This window comes from Streptomyces sp. MNU76, from assembly GCF_020982545.1.
Taxonomy (GTDB): domain Bacteria; phylum Actinomycetota; class Actinomycetes; order Streptomycetales; family Streptomycetaceae; genus Streptomyces.
The window spans coordinates 271,438-297,292 of the sequence record NZ_JAJKLK010000003.1 but is presented as its reverse complement, the minus strand read 5'-3'; the positions used below and the strand labels follow the sequence as shown (position 1 = coordinate 297,292).

The 25,855-nt window shown below is 69.5% G+C and carries 19 protein-coding genes; 4 read left to right on the top strand and 15 right to left on the bottom strand.

The genetic code is table 11. The features are described 5' to 3' along the window. Positions 1 to 96: 96 nt before the first annotated feature. Positions 97 to 1,218: a hypothetical protein gene (locus tag E4N62_RS07660; RefSeq protein ID WP_230213095.1), complete on the bottom strand. Its 1,122-nt coding sequence runs from the start codon at positions 1,216 to 1,218 to the stop codon at positions 97 to 99. A 144-nt stretch (positions 1,219 to 1,362) separates the two neighbouring features. On the opposite strand from E4N62_RS07660, the gene E4N62_RS07655 reads away from it, so the two are divergent. Then, positions 1,363 to 1,737, top strand: coding sequence for an NTP pyrophosphohydrolase (locus tag E4N62_RS07655; protein WP_230213093.1), 375 nt, complete (start codon positions 1,363 to 1,365; stop codon positions 1,735 to 1,737). A 386-nt stretch (positions 1,738 to 2,123) separates the two neighbouring features. Here E4N62_RS07655 and E4N62_RS07650 read toward each other — a convergent pair whose 3' ends face one another. The 9 genes from E4N62_RS07650 to ngcE form a co-directional block, all read right to left on the bottom strand. Beyond that, positions 2,124 to 3,647, bottom strand: coding sequence for an amino acid permease (locus tag E4N62_RS07650; RefSeq protein ID WP_230213090.1), 1,524 nt, complete (start codon positions 3,645 to 3,647; stop codon positions 2,124 to 2,126). 183 nt (positions 3,648 to 3,830) lie between these two features. Next, complete coding sequence (gene dxs, locus E4N62_RS07645; RefSeq protein ID WP_230213088.1) at positions 3,831 to 5,750, bottom strand: 1-deoxy-D-xylulose-5-phosphate synthase; 1,920 nt, start codon at positions 5,748 to 5,750, stop codon at positions 3,831 to 3,833. A gap of 213 nt (positions 5,751 to 5,963) precedes the next feature. Further along, on the bottom strand, positions 5,964 to 7,292 hold the full coding sequence (locus tag E4N62_RS07640; protein WP_230213086.1) for a sugar ABC transporter permease: 1,329 nt from the start codon (positions 7,290 to 7,292) through the stop codon (positions 5,964 to 5,966). Next, positions 7,289 to 8,080, bottom strand: a complete 792-nt coding sequence (locus E4N62_RS07635; RefSeq protein WP_230213083.1) for an ATP-binding cassette domain-containing protein — start codon at positions 8,078 to 8,080, stop codon at positions 7,289 to 7,291. Before E4N62_RS07635 ends, E4N62_RS07640 begins: the two co-directional genes overlap by 4 nt. Before the next feature lie 255 nt (positions 8,081 to 8,335). After that, positions 8,336 to 9,421 carry a sugar ABC transporter substrate-binding protein gene (locus E4N62_RS07630; protein ID WP_230213081.1) on the bottom strand — a complete coding sequence of 362 codons (1,086 nt, stop codon included), beginning with the start codon at positions 9,419 to 9,421 and terminating at the stop codon, positions 8,336 to 8,338. 137 nt (positions 9,422 to 9,558) lie between these two features. Beyond that, on the bottom strand, positions 9,559 to 10,758 hold the full coding sequence (locus tag E4N62_RS07625; protein WP_230213078.1) for an ROK family transcriptional regulator: 1,200 nt from the start codon (positions 10,756 to 10,758) through the stop codon (positions 9,559 to 9,561). Positions 10,759 to 10,962: 204 nt separating this feature from the next. Then, a complete protein-coding gene (locus tag E4N62_RS07620) occupies positions 10,963 to 11,898 on the bottom strand; it encodes a carbohydrate ABC transporter permease (protein WP_230213075.1) in 936 nt (311 codons plus the stop codon). Between the two features lie 19 nt (positions 11,899 to 11,917). Further along, positions 11,918 to 12,847: a carbohydrate ABC transporter permease gene (locus E4N62_RS07615; RefSeq protein ID WP_086801846.1), complete on the bottom strand. Its 930-nt coding sequence runs from the start codon at positions 12,845 to 12,847 to the stop codon at positions 11,918 to 11,920. Positions 12,848 to 12,984: 137 nt separating this feature from the next. Then, entirely contained in the window at positions 12,985 to 14,457 is a 1,473-nt protein-coding gene (gene ngcE / locus E4N62_RS07610; RefSeq protein WP_230213073.1) for an N-acetylglucosamine/diacetylchitobiose ABC transporter substrate-binding protein, read from the bottom strand. Positions 14,458 to 14,926: 469 nt separating this feature from the next. Between ngcE and E4N62_RS07605 the strand changes: the two genes are divergently transcribed. Further along, positions 14,927 to 18,724: a GH92 family glycosyl hydrolase gene (locus tag E4N62_RS07605; protein ID WP_230214056.1), complete on the top strand. Its 3,798-nt coding sequence runs from the start codon at positions 14,927 to 14,929 to the stop codon at positions 18,722 to 18,724. A 259-nt stretch (positions 18,725 to 18,983) separates the two neighbouring features. On the opposite strand, the gene E4N62_RS07600 is transcribed toward E4N62_RS07605, so the two are convergent. The 4 genes from E4N62_RS07600 to E4N62_RS07585 all read right to left on the bottom strand — a co-directional run bounded on the left by E4N62_RS07600 (position 18,984) and on the right by E4N62_RS07585 (position 21,329). Continuing rightward, positions 18,984 to 20,057, bottom strand: a complete 1,074-nt coding sequence (locus tag E4N62_RS07600) for a lytic polysaccharide monooxygenase (protein WP_230213070.1) — start codon at positions 20,055 to 20,057, stop codon at positions 18,984 to 18,986. 300 nt (positions 20,058 to 20,357) lie between these two features. Continuing rightward, a complete protein-coding gene (locus E4N62_RS07595; protein WP_230213068.1) occupies positions 20,358 to 20,543 on the bottom strand; it encodes a hypothetical protein in 186 nt (61 codons plus the stop codon). A 61-nt stretch (positions 20,544 to 20,604) separates the two neighbouring features. Further along, positions 20,605 to 20,781 (bottom strand): hypothetical protein, encoded by a 177-nt coding sequence (locus E4N62_RS07590; RefSeq protein ID WP_230213065.1) that lies wholly within the window; start codon positions 20,779 to 20,781, stop codon positions 20,605 to 20,607. Beyond that, on the bottom strand, positions 20,778 to 21,329 hold the full coding sequence (locus E4N62_RS07585) for a hypothetical protein (RefSeq protein WP_230213062.1): 552 nt from the start codon (positions 21,327 to 21,329) through the stop codon (positions 20,778 to 20,780). Before E4N62_RS07585 ends, E4N62_RS07590 begins: the two co-directional genes overlap by 4 nt. Before the next feature lie 654 nt (positions 21,330 to 21,983). Here E4N62_RS07585 and E4N62_RS07575 point away from each other — a divergent pair. Then, positions 21,984 to 23,426: a sugar transferase gene (locus E4N62_RS07575; RefSeq protein WP_230213060.1), complete on the top strand. Its 1,443-nt coding sequence runs from the start codon at positions 21,984 to 21,986 to the stop codon at positions 23,424 to 23,426. Positions 23,427 to 23,452: 26 nt separating this feature from the next. On the opposite strand, the gene E4N62_RS07570 is transcribed toward E4N62_RS07575, so the two are convergent. After that, the gene (locus tag E4N62_RS07570; RefSeq protein ID WP_230213057.1) at positions 23,453 to 24,496 is read right to left on the bottom strand and encodes a GDP-L-fucose synthase; all 1,044 of its coding nucleotides are present in this window, start codon (positions 24,494 to 24,496) and stop codon (positions 23,453 to 23,455) included. 194 nt (positions 24,497 to 24,690) lie between these two features. Between E4N62_RS07570 and gmd the strand changes: the two genes are divergently transcribed. Next, on the top strand, positions 24,691 to 25,704 hold the full coding sequence (gene gmd / locus E4N62_RS07565) for a GDP-mannose 4,6-dehydratase (protein ID WP_230213055.1): 1,014 nt from the start codon (positions 24,691 to 24,693) through the stop codon (positions 25,702 to 25,704). Positions 25,705 to 25,855: the final 151 nt, after the last annotated feature.

Genomic DNA, 25,855 nt, shown 5'->3' with positions numbered 1-25,855 from the left:
GAACCCGCACCCGCCAACCAGCGCCCCCGGCAGACGCATGGGCGCATACGGCGTGAGCTGACACGCGTGGGCGCATACGCGGGCGCGGACGCCCCGTCAGACCGCGACCGACGGCGCCAACGCCAGGCCCGTCTCGTCGTTCTGCCGGGCTATGCGCAACGCGCCCCCCGGGTCGATCACCCCGAGCACCACCCGCCCGTGGGCGTCCCGGGCCAACGCCGGCGTCCCCACGCACCGTTCGCGGGTCGGCGCCCAGCAGACCCCGGCCTCCTCGTTCTCCGTGCCGCAGGCCGCCAGCAGGACCCGCCCCTCGCCGTCGCGACGGGCCAGGACCGTGCAGTCGTACCCGTCGAGCGGCACCCGCAGCACGGCGACCGGTCCCTCGGCCGGGGCCCCGTCGAGCGGGATCACCGGGCCGCCCGGCCGATGCGCGACGACGCCTCCGGTCTCCGGGTCGGTCCAGTAGTACGTCGCCCGGTCGGGCCCGGTCTCCAGCCCCACCGCGCTGCCGGGGGCCACGGACAGCGGCACGGTGGGCGCCTGGCCGAAGTTCCCGTCCGGCTTCTCCTGCGTCCAGCGCATGACCAGGTCCTGGCCGCCGGCCAGCGCCTCGACGTGCCCGGACGCGTACGCGACCACGGCCACAGGCTCCCGCACCACGCGGCCCTTGAGGTCGGTCCAGGCGCTCCACTTGCCGCCCGCCAGCTCCCGGCGCAGCATGACGCCGCCGCCCGCGTTGCGGGCGAAGACATGGACGTTGCCGCCAGCGCTCACCGCGCCGGTGGGCCTGCCGAAGCGCGCCGCCTTCGCCGCGTCCTTGTGCGGATTGCCCAGCGAACGCCACTCGGTGACGGGCCGTCCGGTCTGGTACTGGATGGCGTGCACGACGTCCACGGCGGGCGGCCCCTCGGTCTTGGGCACCTCACGGCGGCCGAGGAAGTGCACATAGGTGTCCTTGCCCTGCACGACGTGGAGGTCGGTCAGCCCCGACACGGGGAAGAGGTCCGGCCCGGTCCACTCGGCACCGCCGGGCCGGGTCTGCGTCCAGCGCAACAGCCCCGTGCGGGCGCGGGCGTACGCGGTGAGCCTGCCGTCCTTGCCGAGGACCAGCCAGGAACCGGCGAGCGTGGTCTCGGCCCGGTGCCGCGCGCTCGCGCCGTGCGCCGAGTTGTCGGCCGCCGCCCCCTGGGCAGCACCGCGCCCGGATCCGGTCCGCATGACGTGACCCGCCCCTTCCGATGACGCTCGGCGCGGCTCCCCGGCCGCCTTCTCGCACGACAGGCGGAAGACCGAGCGGACCCCATCATAGGATCAACGTTTCGCCGACCCGGCCCGGCCGCCCGGCATGCGACCCTGTCCCTCATGGACGCGCCTCTGCTCGTGATCGTCGACGCCGCCAATGTCGTCGGCTCCGTCCCCGACGGCTGGTGGCGCGACCGGCGCGGCGCGGCGGAGCGGCTGCGCGACCGTCTGGCCCGGGACGGAGTTCCCGGCCGGGAGGGGCCCGTCGAGCTCGTGATGGTCGTCGAGGGCGCCGCCCGGGGTGTGGAGCCGGTGCCCGGTGTACGGGTCGAGGCGGCGCCCGGCAGCGGTGACGACCGCATCGTGGAACTCGTCGCCGAGGAGGCGCGCGACCGCCCCTGCCTCGTGGTCACCGCCGACCGTGAACTGCGGTGCAGGGTGGGAGAGTTGGGCGCCGAGGTGGCCGGACCGCGGACAGTGCGCGGGGACGCCTGACCAGCCGTCCGTCGGTCCGTCGGTCGAGGAACCGCCCGGAGGTGGTCTCCCGATGACCGCGAACCAACTGCCACGCAGCCGCCCGCCCTTCCTGCCGCAGGTCGTGCAGGGTGCCGATGCCGGGCAGGAGGAGCGTGTTGGGGCCCCGCGTAGACGCAGTGGGCGCCGTACGACTCCATCAGCTAGGCCTGGCGGGCGAGTTCGGCGGGTTCGGCCATGTGGGCGCCGTCGCCACCGCCCTGGACGCCGCCGCGTTCGCCGCGATCCAGATCGCCCACGGCGACGGCCTGGCCGGCTCCGGCATCACGGCACGCCTCCGGCCTCGTGCCTCCCGCCGGAAGCCGGACGTACGGGGCCGGAGAGCGGGACAAGGGCCCGCGCGTCGGCTACGGGGTGCCGCCTCCCGGCGGCCCCTCGACCCCGCCCGCGGGCGTCTTCTCGGGACGTGCGAGCCGGCTGTGCGAGCGGCCGTAGACGAAGTAGACGACGATGCCGAGGGCCATCCAGGCCGCGAACCGGAGCCAGGTCTCGGCGGGCAGGTTGAGCATCAGCCACAGCGAGGCGCACACCGAGAGGATCGGGACGACCGGCACCCAGGGCGTGCGGAACGCGCGGTGCAGGTCGGGTCGGGTCCGGCGGAGGATGACGACACCGATCGCGACGACCACGAAGGCGAACAGCGTGCCGATGTTCACCAGCTCGGCCAGCTCGCTCAGCGGGGTGAAGCCCGCGACGATCGCGATGACCACACCGAGCAGGATGGTCGGCCGGTGGGGGGTCTTGAACCGGGGGTGGACGTGGGAGAAGAAGCGCGGCAGCAGTCCGTCGCGGCTCATCGCGAAGAACACCCGGGTCTGACCGAGCAGCAGGATCATGCACACGGTCGTCAGACCGACGGCGGCGCCGAAGCTGATGAAGCCGGCGAACCACGGATGCCCGGTGGCCTTGAACGCGTCGGCGAGCGGCGCGGTCACGGACAGGTCGGTGTAGTGCTGCATGCCGGTGACGACGATCGAGACCGCCACGTACAGCGTGGTGCAGATCAGCAGGGAGCCGAGGATGCCCCGGGGCATGTCGCGCTGCGGGTGCCTCGTCTCCTCGGCGGCCGTGGCGACGACGTCGAAGCCGATGAACGCGAAGAAGACGACGGAGGCGGCCGTGAAGATGCCCATCACCCCGAAGTTGGCGGGCGCCCAGCCGAACATCAGCTGGATCAGCGGGGACTGGAGACTGTCGCCCGCCGGCACCTCCTGCGCCTTGGGGATGAACGGGTCGTAGTTGTCGGCGGTGACGAAGAAGGCGCCCGCGATGATCACGGTGAGGACGACGGTCACCTTGATGGCGACGACGACCGAGGTGACCCGCGCGGAGAGCTTGGTGCCGGCCACGAGGATGGCGGTGAGGATCAGGACGAGCGCGGCGGCGAGGATGTCGAAGCCGAAGCCGTCGGCCCCGTCCCTCGTGCCGAGCGCGGTCGGCAGGTCCCAGCCGGCGTTGTCCATCAGCGAGTGGATGTAGCCGGACCAGCCGACGGCCACCACCGCCGTCCCCAGCGCGAACTCCAGGACCAGGTCCCAGCCGATGATCCAGGCGGGCAGTTCCCCGAGGGAGGCGTACGAGAAGGTGTACGCGGATCCGGCGACCGGGACCGTGGAGGCGAACTCCGCGTAGCACAGGGCGGCAAGCGCGCAGACGACGCCGGCCACGACGAAGGCGAGGGCGACGGCGGGACCGGCGTTGTTCTTGGCCACCGTGCCGGTGAGGACGAAGATGCCGGTGCCGATGATGACACCGACGCCGAAGACGGTCAGATCCAGCGCGGACAAGGATTTCTTGAGCGCGTGCTCTGGCTCCTCGGTATCGAGGATGGACTGCTCCACCTTCTTCGTCCGGAAGAGTGTGCTGCTCACGGGCGTACCTCCCACGCTTGTCGTCCTCGACATGATCGAGAGGGGGCGATGGGGGTCCCCCGGGTCGAGCGAAGCCGAGAGCTGGGGGAGCGTATGCCCCGGCGCGAGCGGTTTCACGCGAATGGGCCGGTCTCACCACCGTAAAGGATGGCGAAACCGGCTCATTCGGGCCGCACGGGTGGGTCAGTCGCGCGCCGGTTCCGCCTCGGCGGGCGCGCCGTCGAGGCGGCCGTCGAGCTTGGAGACCAGCCCGGTGACCTGGCGGGCGATGTCGGGCGCGGTGAGCCCGATCTCAGCCAGGATCTCGGCGCGGGAGGCGTGGTCGAGGAAGCGCGGCGGGATGCCGAAGTCGCGCAGCGGGATGTCCACGCCGGCGTCGCGCAGTGCCTGGGCGACGGCCGAGCCGACGCCACCGACGCGGGAGTTGTCCTCTACGGTGACGACCACACGGTGCTTGTCGGCGAGCGGCGCCATGTGCTCGTCGACGGGCTTGACCCAGCGGGGGTCGACGACCGTCGTGGTGATGCCCTGCTTGTCGAGCAGGTCGGCGATCTCCAGGCACATCGGCGCGAGGGCGCCGACGGAGACGAGGAGCACGTCCGGGGTGTCGGTGCCGGGCTCGCGCAGCACGTCCATGCCGCCGACCCGGCGCAGCGCGGGTACGGCGGGACCGACGGCGCCCTTGGAGAAGCGCACCACGGTCGGCGCGTCGGTGACCTCGACGGCCTCGCGCAGCTGGGCGCGGACCTGGTCGGCGTCGCGCGGCGCGGCCAGCCTGAGCCCCGGGACGACCTGGAGGATCGACATGTCCCACATGCCGTTGTGGGAGGCGCCGTCGGTGCCGGTGACACCCGCCCGGTCCAGGACGAACGTCACACCGCACTTGTGGAGGGCGACGTCCATCAGGACCTGGTCGAAGGCGCGGTTGAGGAAGGTGGCGTACACCGCGAAGACGGGGTGCAGACCGCCGGTGGCGAGGCCCGCCGCCGAGACGGCGCCGTGCTGCTCGGCGATGCCGACGTCGTACACCCGCTCGGGGAAGGCCTTGGCGAACTTGTCGAGTCCGACCGGCTGGAGCATGGCCGCCGTGATGGCGACGATGTCCTCGCGCTCCTTGCCGAGCTTCACCATCTCCTCGCCGAACACCGAGGTCCAGTCGGCGCCGGAGGAGGTGATGGGCAGACCGGTGTCCGGGTGGATCTTGCCGACGGCGTGGAAGCGGTCGGCCTCGTCCTGGAGGGCGGGCTGGTAGCCGCGGCCCTTCTCGGTGAGGCAGTGCACGATGACCGGCCCGCCGAAGCGCTTGGCACGGGAGAGCGCGGACTCCAGGGCCTCGATGTCGTGCCCGTCGATCGGACCGACGTACTTCAGGCCGAGGTCCTCGAACATGCCCTGGGGGGCGATGAAGTCCTTCAGGCCCTTCTTGGCGCCGTGCAGCGTCTCGTAGAGCGGCCGGCCGACGACCGGGGTGCGCTCCAGCAGGTCCTTGCCGCGGGCGAGGAAACGCTCGTAGCCGTCCGTCGTCCGCAGCGTGGCCAGGTGGTTGGCGAGGCCGCCGATGGTCGGCGCGTACGAGCGCTCGTTGTCGTTGACGACGATGACCAGGGGGCGATCCTTGGCGTCGGCGATGTTGTTGAGCGCCTCCCAGGCCATACCGCCGGTCAGCGCGCCGTCACCGATGACCGCGACCACGTGGTCGTCGCGTTCGAGCACCTGGTTGGCCTTCGCGAGGCCGTCGGCCCAGCCCAGCACCGTGGAGGCGTGGCTGTTCTCGATGACGTCGTGCTCGGACTCGGCCTGCGAGGGGTAGCCGGACAGGCCGCCCTTCATCTTCAGCTTGGAGAAGTCCTGGCGGCCGGTCAGCAGCTTGTGGACGTAGGACTGGTGGCCCGTGTCCCACAGCACCTTGTCCTTGGGCGAGTCGAAGACCCGGTGCAGGGCGATGGTGAGCTCGACCACGCCGAGGTTGGGGCCGAGGTGACCGCCGGTCTTCGACACCGCCTCGACGAGGAAGGTCCGGATCTCCTCCGCCAGCTGGTCCAACTCCTCCAGGCTGAGCCGGTCCAGATCGCGCGGTCCCCTGATGCGGGTCAGCAGCGGCACCCGTGCCTCCTTGCGATAGTGCTGTTCGAGCGTTACCGGGCTCGTCGAAGTCTAATCTTCCGCGCACCGGGCCGACGGCCGGGCGGTCGGGTCCCGTGTCACACGAACGGCCGTAAACCATCCTGCGCAGACGTACCCGTACGAAACGTCCGACAACAAGCGGAAGTGCCCGGCGCCTTGAAGGCACCGGGCACATGAGCGCACCGACGGCGGTCAGGCGCGACCCGCCGCCTTCTGGCTCCTACGGCTGACGGAGTCAATGACGACCGCACCCAGCAGCACCGCACCCGTGATCATGTACTGGATCGAGGTGTTCATGTTCAGCAGGTTGAGGCCCGTCTGGATCGACTGGATGACGAGCATGCCCAGCAGCGCGGACCACACCGACCCCCGCCCGCCGAAGAGGCTGGTGCCACCGATGACGGCGGCGGCGATGGCGAGCATCAGGACGTTGCCGCCACCGGCGGACAGTGTCGCGCTCGCGGTCTGACCGACGAAGAACATGCCACCGATCGCCGCGAAGCCGCCGGAGAGGGCGAACACGGTGATCCGGATCATCGGCACGTTGATGCCGGCCCGGCGGGCCGCCTCGATGCCACCGCCGACCGCGAAGACCTGACGGCCGTAGGTCGTACGACGCAGGACGAAGTCCACGATCACCAGCGCCGCCAGGAAGATCACCAGCGCGTTCGAGACACCGGACGCGTTGTTGAGCACGGCGGCGGCGGTGAAGGACGCGAGGGCGAGCACGCCGACGCGCAACAGGATCTCGCTGGTCGGACGGAACGGCACACCCGCAGCCCGGCGACGGCGCTGCTCGTTGAGGTTGCCCACGAGGGAGAGCACCACGGCGAGGCCGGCCAGGATGTACGCGCCGATGATGGCCTGGTCCATGAAGAAGGAGCTCTGGCCGAGCAGGCGGACCGGGCCCTCGTCGGAGGGAATGTTGATCGTGCCGCTCTCACCGAGCAGCCACAGCATCAGGCCGTTCCAGCCGAGGAAGCCGGCCAGGGTGACGACGAACGCGGGTACGCCGATCTTGGCGAAGAACCAGCCGTGCAGCGCGCCGATGGCGATACCGGTGAGGATCGCGAGGACCAGCGACAACCAGGAATTCATACCGTTGTTCACCGCGAACACGGCGAAGACGGTGGAGGCCAGGCCGCTGACCGAACCCACGGACAGGTCGATCTCGCCGAGCAGCAGCACGAAGACCAGGCCGATGGCGAGCATGCCGGTGGCCGAGAGGAAGTAGCTGATGTTCGAGAGGTTGTCGGCGCTGAGGAAACGATCGTTCTGGAGCTGGAAGATCGTCCAGATGACGATCAGGCCGATGACCACCGGCAGCGAGCCCAGCTCGCCGCCCTTCACCTTGCGCTTGAACTCGGTGACATAGCCCTTGAGGCCCTCTTCGCGGACCAGCAGACGCGGGTCGACGACGGTGACCGGCGCCGCCGTGGGGTCGTCGGCGGGGGCGACCGTGGTCTGGCCCTCGTCGGCGGTCGCGGAATCGCTCTTCACGGTCTTGGACGTGTCGCTCACTTTGCCGCCTCCGTGGTGCGCCGCCCCGCGCGACGGGTCACGGCGTTGTCCGTGGCACCCGTGATCGCGGCGATGATCTCTTCGTGACTGGTGTCCTTCACGGAGAAGGAGCCGTTGTTCCTGCCCAGACGCAGGACCGCGACGGTGTCCGCGACCGCCTTCACATCGGCCATGTTGTGGCTGATGAGGATGACGGCCAGGTTGCGCTCGCGCAGCCGTTCGACCAGGTCGAGCACCTGCGCGGTCTGCTCGACGCCGAGGGCGGCGGTGGGCTCGTCCAGGATGACGAGCTTGGGGTCACCGATGAGGGCGCGGGCGATGGCGACGACCTGGCGCTGACCGCCGGAGAGGCTCGCGATCGGGATCCGCACGCTCGGGATCCGGATGGAGAGCGTGGACAGCAGCTCCCGGGAGTTCTTCTCCATCGTCACCTCGTCGATGACGCCCCGGTGCAGCAGCTCGCGACCGAGGTAGAGGTTGCCGACGACGTCGAGGTTGTCGCAGAGCGCGAGGTCCTGGTAGACCGTCGCGACACCGAGACCCTGGGCGTCGTGCGGCTTGTTGATCCTGACCGGGGCGCCCTGCCACTCGATGACGCCCTCATCGATGGGGTGGACACCCGCGATGGTCTTGACCAGGGTGGACTTTCCGGCGCCGTTGTCGCCCACCAGGGCGACCACTTCACCGGCGTGGACCTCCAGCTCGACGTCGGTGAGTGCCTGCACCGCACCGAATCGCTTGGAGACTCCGCGCAACGCCAGCACGGGCGTAGCGGACACGTGAACCATCTCCTTCGCCGCCTGACCGGCGGGGATGCCGCGCCAGGAACCGGGCGCGGAGGATGTGCCGGGCCCCATCGACGAGGGGCCTTCGCACAAGGCTTACAAGGTGGACATGCTTGTGGCCGCTGCTCTGTCGGCAGCGGTTCCGTCCGACGCCCGCCCCGGAAGCGGGGTCTGAAGTCGGGGCGGGCGTCGGACAGGTTCTACGGGACCGCGGGGGTCGTCACCGGGACGACCCCGCGCGGCCATGGGCCCGAGCGACTACTCGAGGCCGGCCTCCTTGCAGGCCTTGGCGTACTCGGCGGTGCAGATGTCGGCGACCGTGTAGAGGCCGTCCTTCACCACCGTGTCGTTGATGTTGTCCTTGGTCACGGAGACCGGGGTCAGCAGCTTCGCCTGGACCTTGTCGCCGGAGCCGCTGGTCACCTCGGTGTCGGCCAGGGACTTGATGTCCTTGCCCTCCAGCAGGTTGACCGCGAGCTCGGCGGCCGTGTCGGCCTCCGGCTTGTAGGCCTTGTAGACCGTGGAGGACTGCGTGCCGGCGACGATCCGCTGGATGGCCGCGAGCTCGGCGTCCTGACCCGTCAGGGGGATGCCACTGATCTTCGCACCCTTGAGGGTGTTGGCGATGCCACCGGCCATGCCGTCGTTGGCCGCGTAGACGCCGGCGATGTTCTTGGCGCCCAGCTGGGTGATCGCCGCAGACATCTTCTCGGCGGCGACGGTGTCCTTCCACAGGCCGGACTGCTCGTAGGCGATGTCGACCTTGCCGTCGAGGGCCTTGTGCGCGCCCTCCTTGAACTGACCGGCGTTCGGGTCGGCGTCGTCACCGTTGATCATGACGACCTTGGACTTGGCGGTCGCCTTGTCGCCGAGGGCGTCGAGGAGGGCCTGGCCCTGCAGCTCGCCGACCTTGACGTTGTCGAAGGAGACGTAGGCCGAGACCGGGCCCTGGGCGAGACGGTCGTAGGCGACGACCTTGACGCCCTTGTCCACCGCGGACTGGATGGAGGACTTGATGGCGGCGGAGTCCTGGGCGGAGACGACGATGACCTTGACGCCCTTGGTCACCATGGTGCTCATCTGCTGAGCCTGCTTGTTCGGGTCGGCCGCGGCGTTCGCGTACTGGACGTCGCAGTCGTCGCAGAGTTCCTTGACCTTGGCCTCGAAGTAAGGCTTGTCGAACTTCTCGTACCGCGCGGTGACCGAGTCGGGCAGGAGCAGGCCGATGGACTTGCTGTCCGAGCCGCTGCCGCTGTCCGAGTCGTTGTCGTCGCCGGCCTTGCCACAGGCGGCCACGGAGAGCGCCAGCGAAACCGCGGTGGCGCCGATCACGACTCTACGCATCGTTGCGTTCATTTTGGGTTGTGCCTCCCTGACACGGGCCGCAGCGCTGCGGCCGAGGTGGCTGGAAGTCAACTCGGCCACACGTGCGACGTCAAGAAGTAAATCCTTAACGGGTTGGCAACGGCGTGTTTCGTTCTCTAAGTGAAGACAGGGGTTGCTGCGGAGAGGGTCCCGTCCAAAAGGGTCGAATCACCCATCTCGCCGAGGGCCAGCGCCAGGGCCCCGAGGACCTCGGCACGGCCACCAAGTGCCCCTGGCAGCACCGAGAGTTGACGTGCGGCACTCGGGATCGCGTACCGGCCGACCGACTCCCTTATGGGTCCCAGAACCAGCTCTCCGGCCTCGGCGAGATCGCCACCGAGGACCACGCGGCTCGGGTTCAACAGATTGCAGAGATTGGCGACTCCACTTCCGATGTGTCGGCCGACGTCGGCGATCACCCGACGGCAGCCCGGATCCCCGTCCCTCGCCAGCCGTACGACCCCCTCCATGGTCAGATCGGTGCCGTGGCTGGACTGGAGGAGCGGCAGCACATAGCGCGCGGCAGCGAAGGTCTCCAGGCAGCCGCGGTTGCCGCAGCGGCAGACCGGGCCGGATTCATCAAGAGTAATATGCCCGATTTCTCCCGCTGTGCCACCCGGGCCTCTGTAGATCTTGCCATCGATCACCAGGCCGGCACCAACGCCGCTGGAAACCTTGATGTAGGCCAGGTCCCGCACGCCCCGGCCGCTGCCCCAGACCAGCTCACCCAGGGCGCCGAGGTTGGCGTCGTTGTCCACGTGCACGGCGACGCCCAGGCGGTCCTGCATCTCGGCGGCGGGCTTGGTGCCGGTCCAGCCCGGCAGGATCGCGGTGGAGCCGAGCGTCCCGGACTCCACGTCGATCGGGCCGGGCACCCCGAGCCCCACGCCCGCGACCTTCGTACGATCCACCCCGGTGGCCTCGATCAGCCGGGTGACCAGTTGCTCCGCACGGTCGAATCCCTGCGTCGAGGAGGCGTCCACGTCCAGCGGCTCGGCCTCCTCGGCGAGCACCTGATGGGCGAGATTCCCGATCGCGACGCGCAAATGCGTGTGCCCGAAGTCCACGCCGATCACGATGCCCGCGTCCCCGCTCAGCGAGACCGCGCGCGCCCGGCGGCCGCCCGCCGAAGTGGGCGTGACCTCGACGGTTCCACCGTCCTTGAGCTCGCGCACGATATTGGAGACCGTGGCCGCGGACAGGCCGGTGGCCCTGGCGATCTCCGCCTGCGTGAGCGACCCGGCGAGGCGCACCGCCCGTACGACGCGCTCGAGATTTGCTCGGTGCAGCGACGACTGCGACCCCGGAGTCTCCATCGACTCATCCACTCCCGTCCCAGACCGGGCGGCCCGCACGCCGCCCGGGTGACCCAGGTCACAGCCGCGGAACCCGGGTCACTTACAAGTTGTGAACTCCAAGCTCCGCTGAACGGGTTACCGCAGTCAAGTCCTTGACGGAAACTGGGACCGCCGAGTGACCACTAAATGTCACTCTGCGGCTACTTGGGGTCCTGGGATCGGCTACTTGAGGGTGGCCGAGGTGAGGCCGGCCTGGACCTGTCGCTGGAAGGAGAGATAGACGACGAGCATGGGGATCATGGCGATGGTGACCCCGGCGAAGAGGACGGGCAGGTCCGAGGCGTAGCCCTGCTGCTGCTGGAGCTGGATGAGGCCCTGGGTGAGAACGTACCGCTCGGGATCGTCGCCGCTCTGCGGCTGCATGAGAACGGTGGGCAGGATGAACTGGTTCCACTGCCCCAAGGTGTTGAAGATCCCGACGCTGATCAGCCCGGGCTTGGCCATCGGCAGCATGACCTGGAAGAACGTCCGGGTGTGCGAGGCCCCGTCGAGGATGGCCGCCTCGAAGACGGCGGTGGGCAGCGTCCGGAAGAACGCGTGCATGAAGAACACCGTGAACGGCAGCGAGTAGGCGACGTACACCAGGATCAGCCCCTGGTAGGTGTTCAGCATGTCCAGCCGTTTGACCATGAAGAACAACGGCACCAGGGCCAGGAACACGGGGAACATCGCGCCGGCGACGAAGAAGTAGTACAGCAGCCGGTTGCCCCGGAACGGGTAGCGGGCCAGGACGTACGCGGCCATCGAGCCGAACAGCATGGTCAGCGGCACGGAGAAGACCAGCACGATGACCGTGTTGACGAAGTAGTCGCCGATGCCCTTGTCCCAGGCCCGGGAGAAGACGTCCAGGGACCAGTTCTGCGGCCAGCCGAAGGCCGAGCCGCCGATCTGGGCGTCGGTCTTGAAGGAGCTGAGCACCAGCCACAGCAGCGGCAGCACGATCAGCAGGGCCCACAGGGCGAGGAACCCGTGCGAGAAGACGTTGAGGACGACGCCTTCCCCGCGCTCGTCGCCGGGATCACCGGACCCCCGCTTGGTCACGGTCGGGCCGGTGGGGACCGAGTCGCCGCGCGAGGCGGTCTTGAGGGGTGCACTCATCTTCTGTCGTCTCTCCCGCTCAGAACTCGACGCGCTCGCGACGGGTGGCCCGCAGCATGACCACCGACACGATCAGGGTGAGGAGCAACATCACGACGCCCATCGCGCAGGCGTAGCCGCTCCTGCCGTACAGCAGGAAGTTCCGCATCATCACGGTCGCCATGACCTCGCTGTGGTGGTCGGGGCCGCCTCCGTACTCCCCCGCCGTCATCGTCGAGACCAGGATGAACATGTCCATGGCCGCGATGCCGAGGTAGACCCAGGCGGTCTGCACGGAGTCCCACAGCAGCGGCAGGGTGATGCGGAAGAAGGTGTGGGCGCGGCCGGCGCCGTCGATCAGCGCGGCCTCGTAGATGTCCCTCGGGATGGCCTGCATGGCGGCGGAGAACAGCACCAGGTAGAAGCCGACGCCGTGCCAGACGACGACCAGGATGAGGGCCCAGAGCACCATGTTCGGCTCGTTCAGCCACTCGACGGGACTGCTCTCGTCGACCAGTCCCAGTTTCATCAGCAGGCCGTTGAGCATGCCGCCGCTGTCGCTGCGGTACACGGCGCCGAAGAGCACCGCGAGGATCGCCAGCGACAGCACCTGCGGGAAGAAGTACACGATCTTGTAGAAGCCCGACCCTGCGACCCCGGACACCCCGCCGGCCCGGCCGCGTCCGCCCGCGTTCAGCATGAAGGCGAAGAACAGCGCGAGCAGGATCGTGATGACCGGGATGAACACCAGGAACAGGATGTTGTGCCAGATCGCCTGGAGGAAGATGTCGTCCTCGAACAACGCGGTGTAGTTGTCCAGGCCGATGAAGGAGAAGGTCTGGGACTGGCCCTTCCAGTCCGTCAGCGAATAGCCGAACGTCTGGATGTACGGCCAGATCACGAAGATCAGATAAAGCGCCACGGGGACCAGGAGAAACCCCGCGACGAACCGGTTCTGCCCTTTGCGCATTGGCGTTTTCCTGCCTCGGGTTCGAGGGGACGAAAAGCGCGCCCCGTCCTTTCAGGGGCGCGGGGAACTGCGCGGTGAGCCACGACGAACCCGCAGCTCACCACAGTGCGCAGCTCCCTCGGCGCTCCGACGCCCCACTAGTCCCGGCGGTTCTTCTTGGAATCCGGGTCCTTCGCCTGCTTGTCCACCGCGGCCTGCGCCCGCTTCAACCACTCGGCCGGCTGGATCCGCTTCGCCATCAGTTCGTTCGACGCGTTCTGGATCGCCGTGTCCATCTCGCTGTACCACTCGGTGTACAGGTAACGGAACGTGTTGTCACCGGCGGCCTTGGATGCCTCGACCGTCGACTGCGTGCCCGGCCGCAGTTGCACGCCGGTGTCGACGCCGTCCTTGAGGATGGTCAGCGAGTTGGCCTCCTTGGCGAACAGCGTCGACCATTCCTTGGAGAGCATCATCCGCATGAACTCCTGGGCGGCCGGCAGGTTCTTGGCCTTGGCCGGGATGATGAACGGCTCGCCGGAGCCGGCCCGGATCGCCTCGAACGGCATCACGCTGTCCGGCAGCAGCGGCATCGGCATGAACGTCATGTCGAAGTCGTCCGGGGTCTGCTTGAGCTGCTCGTTCTCCAGCCAGGAGCCGGAGGTGATGAACACGGCCTTGTACTGGTTCCAGCGGGTCTGGGACTCGGTGTGGGTGAGGCCGTTCGTGCCGGGCATCAGATAGCCCTTCTCGACGACCTCGTAGATCGCCTCGACGCCGGCCTTCGCGGCGTCGGAGCCGACGAACGCCTTCGGGTCGAGGTTGTCGATCGCCTTCATGGCCTCCAGTCCGCCCGTCTTGGCGATCAGGTCCATGATGGCGACGTTGATGTAGTACGGGTACTTGCCCTGGTGGGCGAGGCCGCCGATGCCCTTGGCCTTGGCCTCCTTGCAGATGGTCAGGAAGTCGGCCCAGGTCTTGGGCTCCTCCCAGCCGTTCTCCTTGAAGAGCTTGCCGGAGTACCACAGGCCCCACACCGTGTAGATGTAGTTGAGGGCGACGACCTTGTCCTCCTGCATGCCCGCGTCGAGCGTGCCGGGGATGAGGGTGTCGCGGACCTTCTTGGCCGGGTCGTCGATCGAGGGGGCGTCCAGCACCGCGGCGAGGTCGAGGAGCTGGTCGTTCTTGTAGAGGACGTCGATCGGGATCTGCTGGGCGCCGGAGTCGTCGACGATGTCCGGCGGGTTGCCCGCGTTGAACCGGGGCTGGAGCTTGCCGGTGATCTCCTGGGTTCCGGTGTGGGTGGAGGTGACCCCCCACTTCTCCTGGAAGGAGGCCTCCCAGGCCTTGGCGTAGGCGTCGCCGTAGCCGCCCTTGAAGATGACGACGTCGAGCTTGCTGCCCTTCTTGACGCCGAAGGGGTTCGACTCGGAGGACTCGCCCTGGGTGTCCTCGGAGGTGTCGTCCCCGCCGCCCCCGCTGGCACACGCCGACAGGAAGCTCATCGTGGGGACGGTGATCAGGCCCAGCGCGGCGGACCGCTTGATCAGATCGCGGCGGCCGACGCCCTCGGGGTGGGTGGTGCCGGTGCCCTCGGGGCCGTGGTCGGGCTCAGCGGTAGTGGATCCCATGCTCAAGTCCTCGCCTTCTCCAGGACTCAGGCGGTGAACCGGATCCTCCCGGCACCGCGGTCGGTTCAAGCTGGGGTCGTGCGTGAGGATTCAACAGGGGCAACACGGCGGTCGGCGCGCGGACACGTCCGCGACCACCGGTAATTCCCCCCAGGTAGTGCCGTCCACGTCGTGCGACCACTATGCGGACGCCGACAGGTATAGTCCACTTCCCGCCAGAGGGGCAAGATCGAATGCAAGGTTCGCCTTCGGTCTTTTCCGAGTTGAGACCTCTCGGAAATATGAGCGACCTTGCGTCACCTGACCGGAAAATCCCCGCCATTCGGCCCGGATGGCGCAGTCAACACCCTTGACATCACTCGCCACTTCAACCCCTACTGGTCCTCGCGTTACACAGTCGACAACGTTGTCCTCTTTCGGTCGCTTCTTGATCGGAAACAGTCTGCTGGACGTAGGGAGGGTGCTGCTGATGCGGCACGGAAGGAGTTCCACGGCGGTGTTCGGCGCCGTCGCGTTCGCTCTGGTGATGGCCTCGCAGGGGGCGGCCGTGGCGTTACCGGACCGGCCGGCGGCCGGTGCGCGGGAGTTCGGCTCCTCGTTCGAACCGGACGACCCGGCCCCGGACTGGATCAGCACGGTCGACACCGCCCCGGACGGCTCCCCCCGGGCCTCGGGCGTCGACGGCGGCTACACCACCGGCATTCCGGGCGACATCACCGACCGGGTCACCGAGGTCCGGGCCAGCGGCGAGAACACCGAGGGCGGTGAGGTGAAGGAGAACCTCGTCGACGGCGAGTCCGCCACCAAGTGGCTCACCTTCCAGCCCACCGGCTGGGCCGAGTTCGACCTCGCCGGACCGGCCGAGGTGGTGACCTACGCACTCACGTCGGCGAACGACTTCGAGACCCGCGACCCGAGGGACTGGACCCTCAGGGGCTCCACCGACGGCAAGGAGTGGAAGACCCTCGACACCCGCTCCGGCGAGAGCTTCGCGCAGCGGTTCCAGACGAAGTCGTACGACATCCCCCAGGGCGCGGTGGCCGGGTACCGGCACTTCCGGCTCGACATCACCCGGAACAACGGCGCCTCGATGATCACCCAGCTCGCCGATGTGCGGTTCTCCACGGGCGGCGGGCAGGCGCCCCCGCCGAAGGAGATGCTGTCGCTGGTCGACCGGGGCCCGAGCGGATCCGCGACCGCGAAGGCCGGCGCGGGCTTCACCGGCAAGCGGGCCCTCAGGTACGCGGGCCGCCACACCGCGGACGGGGCGGCCCACTCGTACAACAAGATCTTCGACGTGGACGTGGCCGTCGAGCGCGACACCGAGCTGGCCTACCGGATCTTCCCGTCGCTGGCGGACGGCGACCTGGACTACGACGCCACCAACGTCTCGGTCGACCTGGTCTTCACCGACGGCACCTCCCTCAGCGAGCTGGGAGCGGTGGACGGCCACGGCTTCCCGCTGTCGCCGCGCGGGCAGGGCGCGGCGAAGGTGCTGTACGTCAACCAGTGGAACGACGTGGTCGCGCGGATCGGGTCGGTCGCGGCCGGGCGGACCGTGGACCGGATCCTGGTGGCGTACGACTCCCCGAAGGGCCCGGCACGGTTCCGCGGCTGGCTCGACGACGTGACGCTGCGGGTCCGGGCGCCCGAGCGGCCGAAGGCGCATCTCTCCGACTACGCGGTGACCACCCGGGGGACGAACTCCAGCGGCGGCTTCTCCCGCGGCAACAACTTCCCGGCGACGGCGGTGCCCCATGGCTTCAACTTCTGGACGCCGGTGACCAACGCGGGTTCCCTGAGTTGGCTGTACGACTACGCGCGCGGCAACAACGCGGACAACCTGCCGACCGTCCAGGCGTTCAGCGCCAGTCATGAGCCGAGCCCCTGGATGGGCGACCGGCAGACCTTCCAGGTGATGCCCTCGGCGGCCACCGGGACACCCGAACTGAGCCGTACGTCCCGGGCCTTGGCCTTCCGGCACGAGAACGAGACGGCCCGGCCCTACTACTACGGGGTGCGCTTCGAGAACGGCGTCAGGGCCGAGATGGCACCCACGGACCACGCGGCGGCGCTGCGCTTCACCTACCCCGGCGACGACGCGAGCGTGATCTTCGACAATGTGACCGACCAGGCGGGGCTGACCCTGGACAAGGACGCCGGGGTCGTCACCGGGTTCTCGGATGTGAAGTCCGGGCTGTCGACGGGCGCGACCCGGCTCTTCGTGTACGGAGTCTTCGACGCGCCGGTCACGGACGGCGGCTCGACCGGGGTGAAGGGCCACCTCCGCTTCGACGCGGGCGCGGACCGCACGGTGACGCTGCGTCTCGCCACTTCGCTCATCAGCCTGGACCAGGCCAAGGACAACCTGCGCCAGGAGATACCCGAGGGCACCTCTTTCACGACGGTGAAGAACCGGGCGCGGGCGCAGTGGGACCGCGTCCTCGGGAAGGTGGAGGTCGAGGGCGCGACCCCCGACCAGCTGACGACGCTGTACTCGAATCTCTACCGGCTGTATCTGTACCCCAACTCCGGCTTCGAGAAGGTGGGTTCGACCTACCGGTACGCCTCGCCGTTCTCCCCGATGACCGGCCCGGACACCCCGACCCACACCGGCGCGAAGATCGTCGACGGCAAGGTCTACGTCAACAACGGCTTCTGGGACACCTACCGGACCACCTGGCCCGCGTACGCGCTGCTGACGCCCGACAAGGCCGGCGAGATGGTCGACGGTTTCGTACAGCAGTACAAGGACGGCGGCTGGACCTCCCGGTGGTCCTCCCCCGGCTACGCGGACCTGATGACCGGCACCTCCTCGGACGTGGCGTTCGCGGACGCATACGTCAAGGGTGTGGACTTCGACGCGAGATCGGCGTACGAGGCGGCCCTGAAGAACGCCACCGTCGTGCCGCCGTCGGCGGGCGTCGGCCGCAAGGGCATGGCCACCTCCCCCTTCCTCGGCTACACCAGCACCGACACGCACGAGGGTCTGTCCTGGGCGCTGGAGGGCTACCTCAACGACTACGGCATCGCGCGCATGGGCCAGGCGCTGTACCGGAAGACCGGCGAGAAACGCTACCGGGAGGAGGCGGCGTACTTCCTCGACAGGGCCCGCGACTACGTCGAGCTGTTCGACGGGAAGGCCGGGTTCTTCCAGGGCCGCGACGGCACCGGTGCCTGGCGGGTCGACTCCGCGTCCTACGACCCCCGGGTCTGGGGCCACGACTACACCGAGACCAACGGCTGGGGGTACGCCTTCACCGCACCGCAGGACAGCAAGGGCCTGGCCAACCTGTACGGCGGTCGCGGCGGGCTGGCGAGGAAGCTGGACACCTACTTCTCCACGCCGGAGACGGCCTCCCCCGAGCTCATCGGCTCCTATCCCGGGGTCATCCACGAGATGACCGAGGCCCGTGACGTCCGGATGGGCATGTACGGCCACTCCAACCAGGTCGCTCACCACGCGATCTACATGTACGACGCGGCCGGGCAGCCCTGGAAGACCCAGGAGAAGGTCCGCGAGGTGCTCTCCCGCCTCTACGTCGGCAGCGACATCGGCCAGGGTTACCACGGCGATGAGGACAACGGCGAGCAGTCCGCCTGGTACCTCTTCTCCGCGCTCGGCTTCTACCCGCTGGTGATGGGCAGCGGCGAGTACGCCGTCGGCTCCCCGCTGTTCACCAAGGCGACCGTCCACCTGGAGAACGGCAGGGACCTGGTCGTCGAGGCCCCGGGGAACAGCGCCAGGAACGTGTACGTGCAGGGTCTGAAGGTCAACGGCAGGGCCTGGACGTCCACCGCACTGCCGCACTCGCTCCTCTCGCGCGGGGGTGTGCTGAGGTTCGACATGGGTCCGGAGCCCTCCCGCTGGGGCACGGGTGAGAGCGCGGCCCCGGTGTCGATCACGAAGGACGACAAGGTGCCCTCTCCGCGCAGCGACGCGATCGAGGGCGACGGGGAGCTGTTCGACGACACCTCGTCGACGAAGGCGTCCGTGGGGAGAGTGACGCTGCCGACTCCCGCCCGGACCAGGGCGGTCCAGTACACGCTGACCTCCGCCGATCGCACCGAGGCCCCGGCCGGCTGGACCCTCCAGGCGTCCACGGACGGCCGGACCTGGAAGACCCTCGACCGGCGCTCCGGCGAATCCTTCGCCTGGGACCGCCAGACCCGGGCCTTCTCCGTACCGGCCCCGAGGGCGTACGACCACTACCGGCTCGTCCTCGACGACACGGCGACGCTCGCGGAGGTGGAGCTGCTGTCCTGACAGCTGGACGGAGGCGGCCGGGCACCTCGGTCCAACCGGCTTGACTTGGTTGCCCGTTGGAACGATAGAGTCTTGTCCAGACCACTCGACAACGTTGTCCTGCCGAGGGGTCCCACAGCCGCACTCCCCCGCGCCCGGTCTCCCCCGTACCGGGTCGCGGCTCGCGGACCGGGTGGGCACGCACCGCCCGCCCACCCGGTCCGCCCCGAGCGCGACATCCGCCCCCGCACAGGGCCGGTGCCGCGAACGGGAGCCGGGCTCAGCCCACCCGGCAGGGCAGCGTGGTCGCGGGATCACCTCCCGGCCCTTGCACCACATAGCCGAAGGTGGCGGTTTCACCGGGATCCAGCGACCCGTTCCAGTTCGCGTTGTGCACCATCACGTCCTGTCCGGTGTAGGTGGCGCTGCCACTCCAGAGGCTGTCGACTGTCTGCCCGGCCGGCAGTGTCCAGTTGACCATCCAGCCGAGCATCGGCACGTCGCCGGTGTTGGTGACGACGACCTCGGACTGGTAGCCGCCGTTCCAACTGCCCGTCGTACGCCGGGTCGCAGCGCACTCCCCCGGTACCGGGTCGGTGGGGTCGCCGGGCTGCTTGATCCCGGTCACCTCGCCGTTGCCCCCGTCGAAGACGACGTCGGAGCAGGAGTAGAAGGTCTCCTGGCTGTCCGAACGCTGCCAGACCATGTAGATGATGTGGCGGCCCGACTTGTTCGCGGGCAGTTGGCCCCGCCAGGAGTAGTTGGCCTCGACCGTGCCCGGGCTGCCGTTCAGTGGCGGGTGGTCGACGCTCAGGAACGGCTGTGCCTCCATGTCGTTCCAGGTGAGCGTCTTCGTCGGGTCGAAGCCGTCCTTGGTGATGTAGACGTAGAACCAACCCGGGTGCGCCGCCCACGCGTTGTACGAGAAGTCGACGGTCGCTCCGGAGGTGAGATGGGTCAACGGCCAGTCGGCGCTGGGCGTGTTGAACCCGGTGAAGTTGGTGTTGCCACCGCTGCACAGCTGACCGTCCGGGACGAAGCCACGGGTCCGGCCGGCGCCGTCCGAGCGGAGCACGGAGAACCAGTTGTAGAACGGCGTCGTCCCGCTGACCTGCTGCGCGGAACGACAGGCCGGGTTGATCGGTTCGATCTCCCCGGTGTCGGTCAGCCCGTCCTGCCAGCACAGGAACGTACGGCTGCCGGGCTTCATCGGAGTGCCGTGCGCCTCCGCCTTGCCACTGCCTGCGGCGACGACGAGACCGAGCGCCGGGATCGTGGTCACGAGGGCGAGCAGGACGAGGAGGAGGGCCCGGTGGCGTCGGGGCAGCGTTAATCGTGGATTTGTCACGCGCATGACAAGAACTCCTTGCGTGTACGGCTCGGAGGTGGGGAACGTGCGGGTGCCGGTGCGGAGGCGCCCTGCGGAGAGCCGGTGCGGAGGTGGGGGCGTTGGGCGGTGCGGAGGTGGGGGTTGGGCGGGAGCGGATCCGAAGGGTGGCGGGTTCCGGTCCGTCATCCTTGATGGGAGCGCTCCCACCCACCTTCTTCGGAAGCTAGCGCGGAGCGCGGCGCTTGTAAACGGGTGACGCGCGACGACCCGCGACGACCTGCTCGGGGGCCGCACCCGTTGGTACGGCCTCCTCATGACGCCGGGTCATCGGGTCGTGCAGACCAGGGCCCGTCCGTCGCTCGTGCCGATCAGCAGGCGGCCGGGTCCCGCCACGGTCAGCGCGGTCGGCAGGACGCGCACCGCCCCGACCGCCAGGTGCCGGCGTTCGCGCACCGTGCCGTCGTCGGGATCGAGCGCGACGAGCTCGCCGTCGTCGTAGGTGACGTACACGGTCTCCCGGTCGGCGTCGAGGCCGGTGGCCCTCCGGTCCGTCCGGAAGACCCGGGCCGGCTCACCCCGTCGTCGCCGAGCGCCGTACGACGAACGAGCCGGGCGTGCCCGCCACCGCCAGCAGCCGGCGGGCCTCGTCCTCGACGGCCGGGGCGGGGTCACCGATCTCGGCGAACGGGCGGTCACCGAGGACCCGGTCGAGGTGGACACGGGTCGAGCGGATCGAACGGGTTGTCATGCCGGTGATTCTCCCGGTGCCTCTGCCGGTGCTTCTGCCTGTGTTTCTCCCGGTGCTTCTCTCCAGGGGCGTTCGGCGAGGAGGCGGGCGGTGGTCAGGAGGCGGCGGGTCAGCTTCGCGTGGGTGCCGGTGCCGAGGACGAGCAGCCGATAGAGCCCGCCGACCGGGCCCGGGAAGGTGGCGCGGGTCTCGGCGCGGAGGCGGACACCGCCGCCCGGCTCCGCGTCGTCCAGGCGGAAGGTCCAGGTGTACGAGGAGAAGCGGTGGCGGCCCAGGAGGGTCAGTTCCCGGGGCGGGACCGCGCTCGCGGTGCGGAAGCCGGGGAAGGCCGTCTCGCCCGCGACAGGCGGGCGTGGTCCGCCCGCCGTGTGGTCGGCGCAGCCGACGAGTTTGGCGTAACGGACCGCCGAGGGGCGGGAGAAGGCCCAGTCGAGCGCCTCGGCCAGGGCCCACCAGACGTCCTCGACGTCGGCCGCGACGAGGATCGTGTGCTCGTCGACGAAGGGCAGGGGCGGCGGGGGCGGCGCATCGGTGCGTCCGGGGGACATCCATGGGGACGAGTCTTCGCTCAAGGCGCGCCCGGCGCCAGCGGATTGCCCGGCTAAGTGGCCATGCGACCCGCTCACCTGCTCCACGGAGCCCGGGCGGGGGTTGGCGTCGAGCGCGTCGACGCCTCGGCACACGTGAAGCGCCGCACCCCCGTCACCGGGGATGCGGCCCTCGACTGCCGGCTGCGAGGCCCGCCGCCAACCGGGGCCGGGGGCGGTCGGGCCGTAACCGCGTGCCGAGCAGCGGAGAGCCGACGATCTCGCCGAGGACGCAGGCCGCCGCGAGGATCGCGGCCAGCGAGTGACCACCCGGGCGCTCGCGGACCAGGAAGACCAGGGCCGGGGGCCATGGCCACCGGAATGCGGGCGCCTACCTCCGGTCGGTTGTCAACCGGCGCGCCGGACGCTCCGTGCGGTGAGCGGTAACGGCAGCTGATCATCCGGCAGTTGACGGACTGTCATCAAGTGACGAGTGCTCACAAAGTTTACGAGCGGTGTATTTCACGGATGCCGGAGTGACATAGTGTGCACGCAGTGAAGGAACTGTGTTCGTGGCGCAGATGACCGATTACCACTGCGCGCGGCACTGATGTACAGGCCTGGGGGCTGCGGGATTTGGAGAACATCCGGACCTACGCGGTTGGTGTCGCGCGCGTGCCCGGCGGGCGGCCCAAGGAGGCGGGCGCCCGCCCGGTGGCATCGGGGCACCGCGCCAAGCCACGCTGGTATCTGCCGGTCGCCCTGTGGGTGGACGTGGTCGTGACGGTCGTCTCCGTCCACCTCGTCTTCGACACGGCGAGAGAGCCGCACCCGGCGCGCTCCGCCCTGGCCGCCGCCCTGGCCTGGACCGCTGTCCAGGCGGTCAGGCACCGGTACGGAAGAGCGGAACTGGGCGAGTCCCGAGGAGCCCTTCCGATGCTCCACGACTGGCTCATCCTGCTCGGCACGCTCGCGGTGCTGTGCGTGATCACCCGGCACACCCCGGAACTGCCGACCGCTCTCGCCGCGCTGGTGCCGAGTCTGGTGTGCACGCTGATCTCCAGGCGCTTGATCCACCGCCATCTGACCGAGGCCCGGCGGGCGGCCCAGGCGGTGGACCGAGTGCTGGTGGTGGGCGAGCCCGGGGCGCTGGACGATGCGGTGCGGCGGCTGGCGTCCAGCACCGACCATCCGTGTGCGGTGGTCGGCACGGTGGTGGTCGGCGACGGCACCCCCGTGGGCGGCCCCGCGGCCGACCGGCTGGACTTCGGCACGGACGGCGCGGCAGGTCGGCTGCTCGTGGACACCGCGCGCCGGCACCGCGCCGAGCTGGTACTGCTCGCCCCCGGCGCGCGGCTCACCGGCGACCGGCTGCGCGAACTGTGCTGGGCGCTGCACGACGCCGGTGTGGCGGTGGCCCTGACACCCGGTCTGGTCGAGACCTCGGTCAAGCGGCTCAAGGCGTACTCGATCGCCGGGCTCACCATGCTGCGGATCGAACCTCCGCTCGGCGGCGGGGTGCAGGCCGCCCTGAAGGCGGCCGCCGACCGCTGTGCCGCGGCTCTCGGGCTGCTGCTGCTGTCCCCGCTGCTGGTGCTGCTGACCGCCGCCATACGGCTCGACTCCCGGGGACCGGCTCTGTACCGGCAGCAGAGGGTGGGCCGGGACCAGGAGATCTTCACCATGTGGAAGTTCCGCAGCATGGTCACCGACGCCGATCGGCTCATGGCGCAACTCCAGGCGCGCAACGAGCACGACGGGCTCATGTTCAAGATGCGCCGCGATCCCCGGGTGACCCGGGTGGGCCGTGTGCTGCGCCGCACCTCGCTGGACGAACTGCCCCAGCTTTTCAACGTCCTCCGGGGTGACATGTCCCTGGTTGGCCCGCGCCCGCCACTGCCCGAGGAGGTCGCCTCCTACGACGCGACGGCGCTGCGCCGGCTGCGGGTGAAGCCCGGCATGACCGGGTTGTGGCAGGTCAGCGGTCGTTCGGACCTGTCCTGGGACGAAACGATCCAGCTGGATCTGTACTACGTGGACAACTGGTCGTTCAGCAGCGATCTCGATGTGATGAGCCGTACGCTCCGCGCCGTCGTCGACGGTCGCGGGGCGTACTGAGGACACGGGGGTGCCGGATGAGGTGCTCAGCAACGCGTGCGCATGGCCGAGCCGTCGCCCGGAGTCCTGAACCCGGCAGGCTCGGGCGCCGCCTCCGCGCGGTGAGCCAGCCACCAGCCGTAGGTGGCCGCGATACCGTTTCGCAGTTCGATGCGCGGCTTCCAGCCGAGCGACGTCAGTCGGGAGACGTCCAGCAGCTTGCGCGGTGTCCCGTCCGGTTTGCCGGTGTCCCAGGCGATCCGGCCGGTGAAGCCCGTCACCTCGGCGACGGTCTCCGCGAGTTCCCTGATGGTCAGGTCCTGGCCACAGCCGACGTTGACCGGTTCGTCCCCGTCGTATCCGGCCAGCAGCGCCACGCAGGCGTCGGCGAGGTCGTCGACGTGCAGGAACTCCCGGCGCGGGGTGCCCGAGCCCCACAGCGTCACCTCGTCCAGAGCGGCCTCGCGTGCCTCGTGGAAGCGGCGGATCAGCGCGGGCAGGACGTGGGAGGTCTCCAGGTCGAAGTTGTCACCCGGCCCGTAGAGATTGGTCGGCATCGCCGAGATGTAGGCGGCACCGTACTGCCGCCGGTAGGACTGGACCTGGCAGATGCCGGCGATCTTCGCGAGGGCGTAGGGCTCGTTGGTGGGCTCCAGCGGGCCGGTCAGCAGCGCGTCCTCGCGGATGGGCTGCGGCGCGAGCTTGGGGTAGATGCACGACGAGCCGAGGAAGAGCAGCCGGCGCACCCCGGCCGCGTGGGCTCCGGCGATCACGCCGAGTTGGATCCGCAGGTTGTCCTCCAGGAACTCCACCGGCCGGGTGCTGTTCGCGAGGATCCCGCCGACCTTGGCCGCTGCCAGGACCACGGCGTCGGGCCGCACGTCCGCGAGGAACGCGGCGGTGTGCTCGGCATCGCGCAGATCGAGGTCGGCGCGGTCACGGGTGATCACCTCGTGGTCGTCGGCGGTCAGCCGGCGGACCATCGCGGATCCCACGAGCCCGCGGTGGCCCGCTACGAAGACCCGGGCCCGCGCGGGCAGGTACGGCGACGGCTGGGCGGGGGGCGGCGGTGCCGCGTGCGAGTCGGTCATGAGCCGGATCATGCCAGGAGTACGGGGTGCGTTCCCACACGGATCCTGATTTTCACCACATATCACAACACGCCGTGCGACGCGACGTGCGGCACAGCCTGCGACACGGCTCGCAGGACGACGCACATCGCGACTCGCGACACGACGCTGAGGATGGGGCCGGTGCGCGGCTCGTCCAGAAGGAGCTGCCACGCATGAGCAAGACCGCGCTGATCACTGGCGTGACCGGACAGGACGGCTCGTACCTGTCGGAGCTGCTGCTGTCCAAGGGGTACACGGTGCACGGCCTGGTGCGGCGGGCCTCCACGTTCAACACCGAGCGCATCGACCACATCTACCAGGGGCCGCAGCAGGAGGGCCGGTCCTTCGTGCTGCATCACGCCGATCTCTCCGACGGAGTGGCGCTGGTGAACCTGCTGCGCGACATACAGCCCGACGAGGTCTACAACCTGGGCGCCCAGTCCCATGTCCGGGTCTCCTTCGACGCCCCGCTCTACACCGGTGACGTGACGGGACTCGGGGCGCTGCGCCTGCTGGAAGCGGTACGTGCCTCCGGCATCGACACCCGCGTCTACCAGGCCTCGTCGTCGGAGATGTTCGGCGCGGCCCCGCCGCCGCAGAACGAGAAGACGCCCTTCCACCCGCGCAGCCCCTACGGCGTCGCCAAGGTGTACGGATACTGGGCGACGGTCAACTACCGCGAGGCGTACGGCATGTACGCGGTGAACGGCATTCTCTTCAACCACGAGTCGCCCCGCCGCGGCGAGACCTTCGTCACCCGCAAGATCACCCGTGCGGTCGCCCGGATCAAGGCCGGTCTGCAGAGCGAGCTCTACCTCGGCAACCTGGACGCCGTGCGGGACTGGGGATACGCACCCGAGTACGTGGACGCCATGTGGCGGATGCTCCAGCAGGACGAGCCGACCGACTACGTGGTGGCCACGGGAGTCGCGGCGACCGTCCGCGAGTTCCTGGAGACCGCCTTCGGACACGCGGAGCTGCACTGGCGCGAGCACGTCCGTCACGACGCCAAGTACGAGCGCCCCAGCGAGGTGGACGCGCTGATCGGCGACGCGAGCAAGGCGGAGGAACTCCTCGGGTGGAAACCCGAGGTACGGGTCGACGACCTGGCGCGGATCATGGTCGACGCCGACATCCGGCAGGTCCAGGACGAACTGACGGGTGTCGCCGTGCGCGTGGACCGCTGACGAACACCGGGACCGGCCCCTCGGGGTCGGCCCGTCGAGTGCTGCCGCAGCCGCGGGATCCGCGTCGGCGGTGGAAACATCCGGCAGCCGTTGGCATACGGCTCATTCATATCCGCACATCCCGGGTGCCAGGAGCGCCAGTGACACTGCT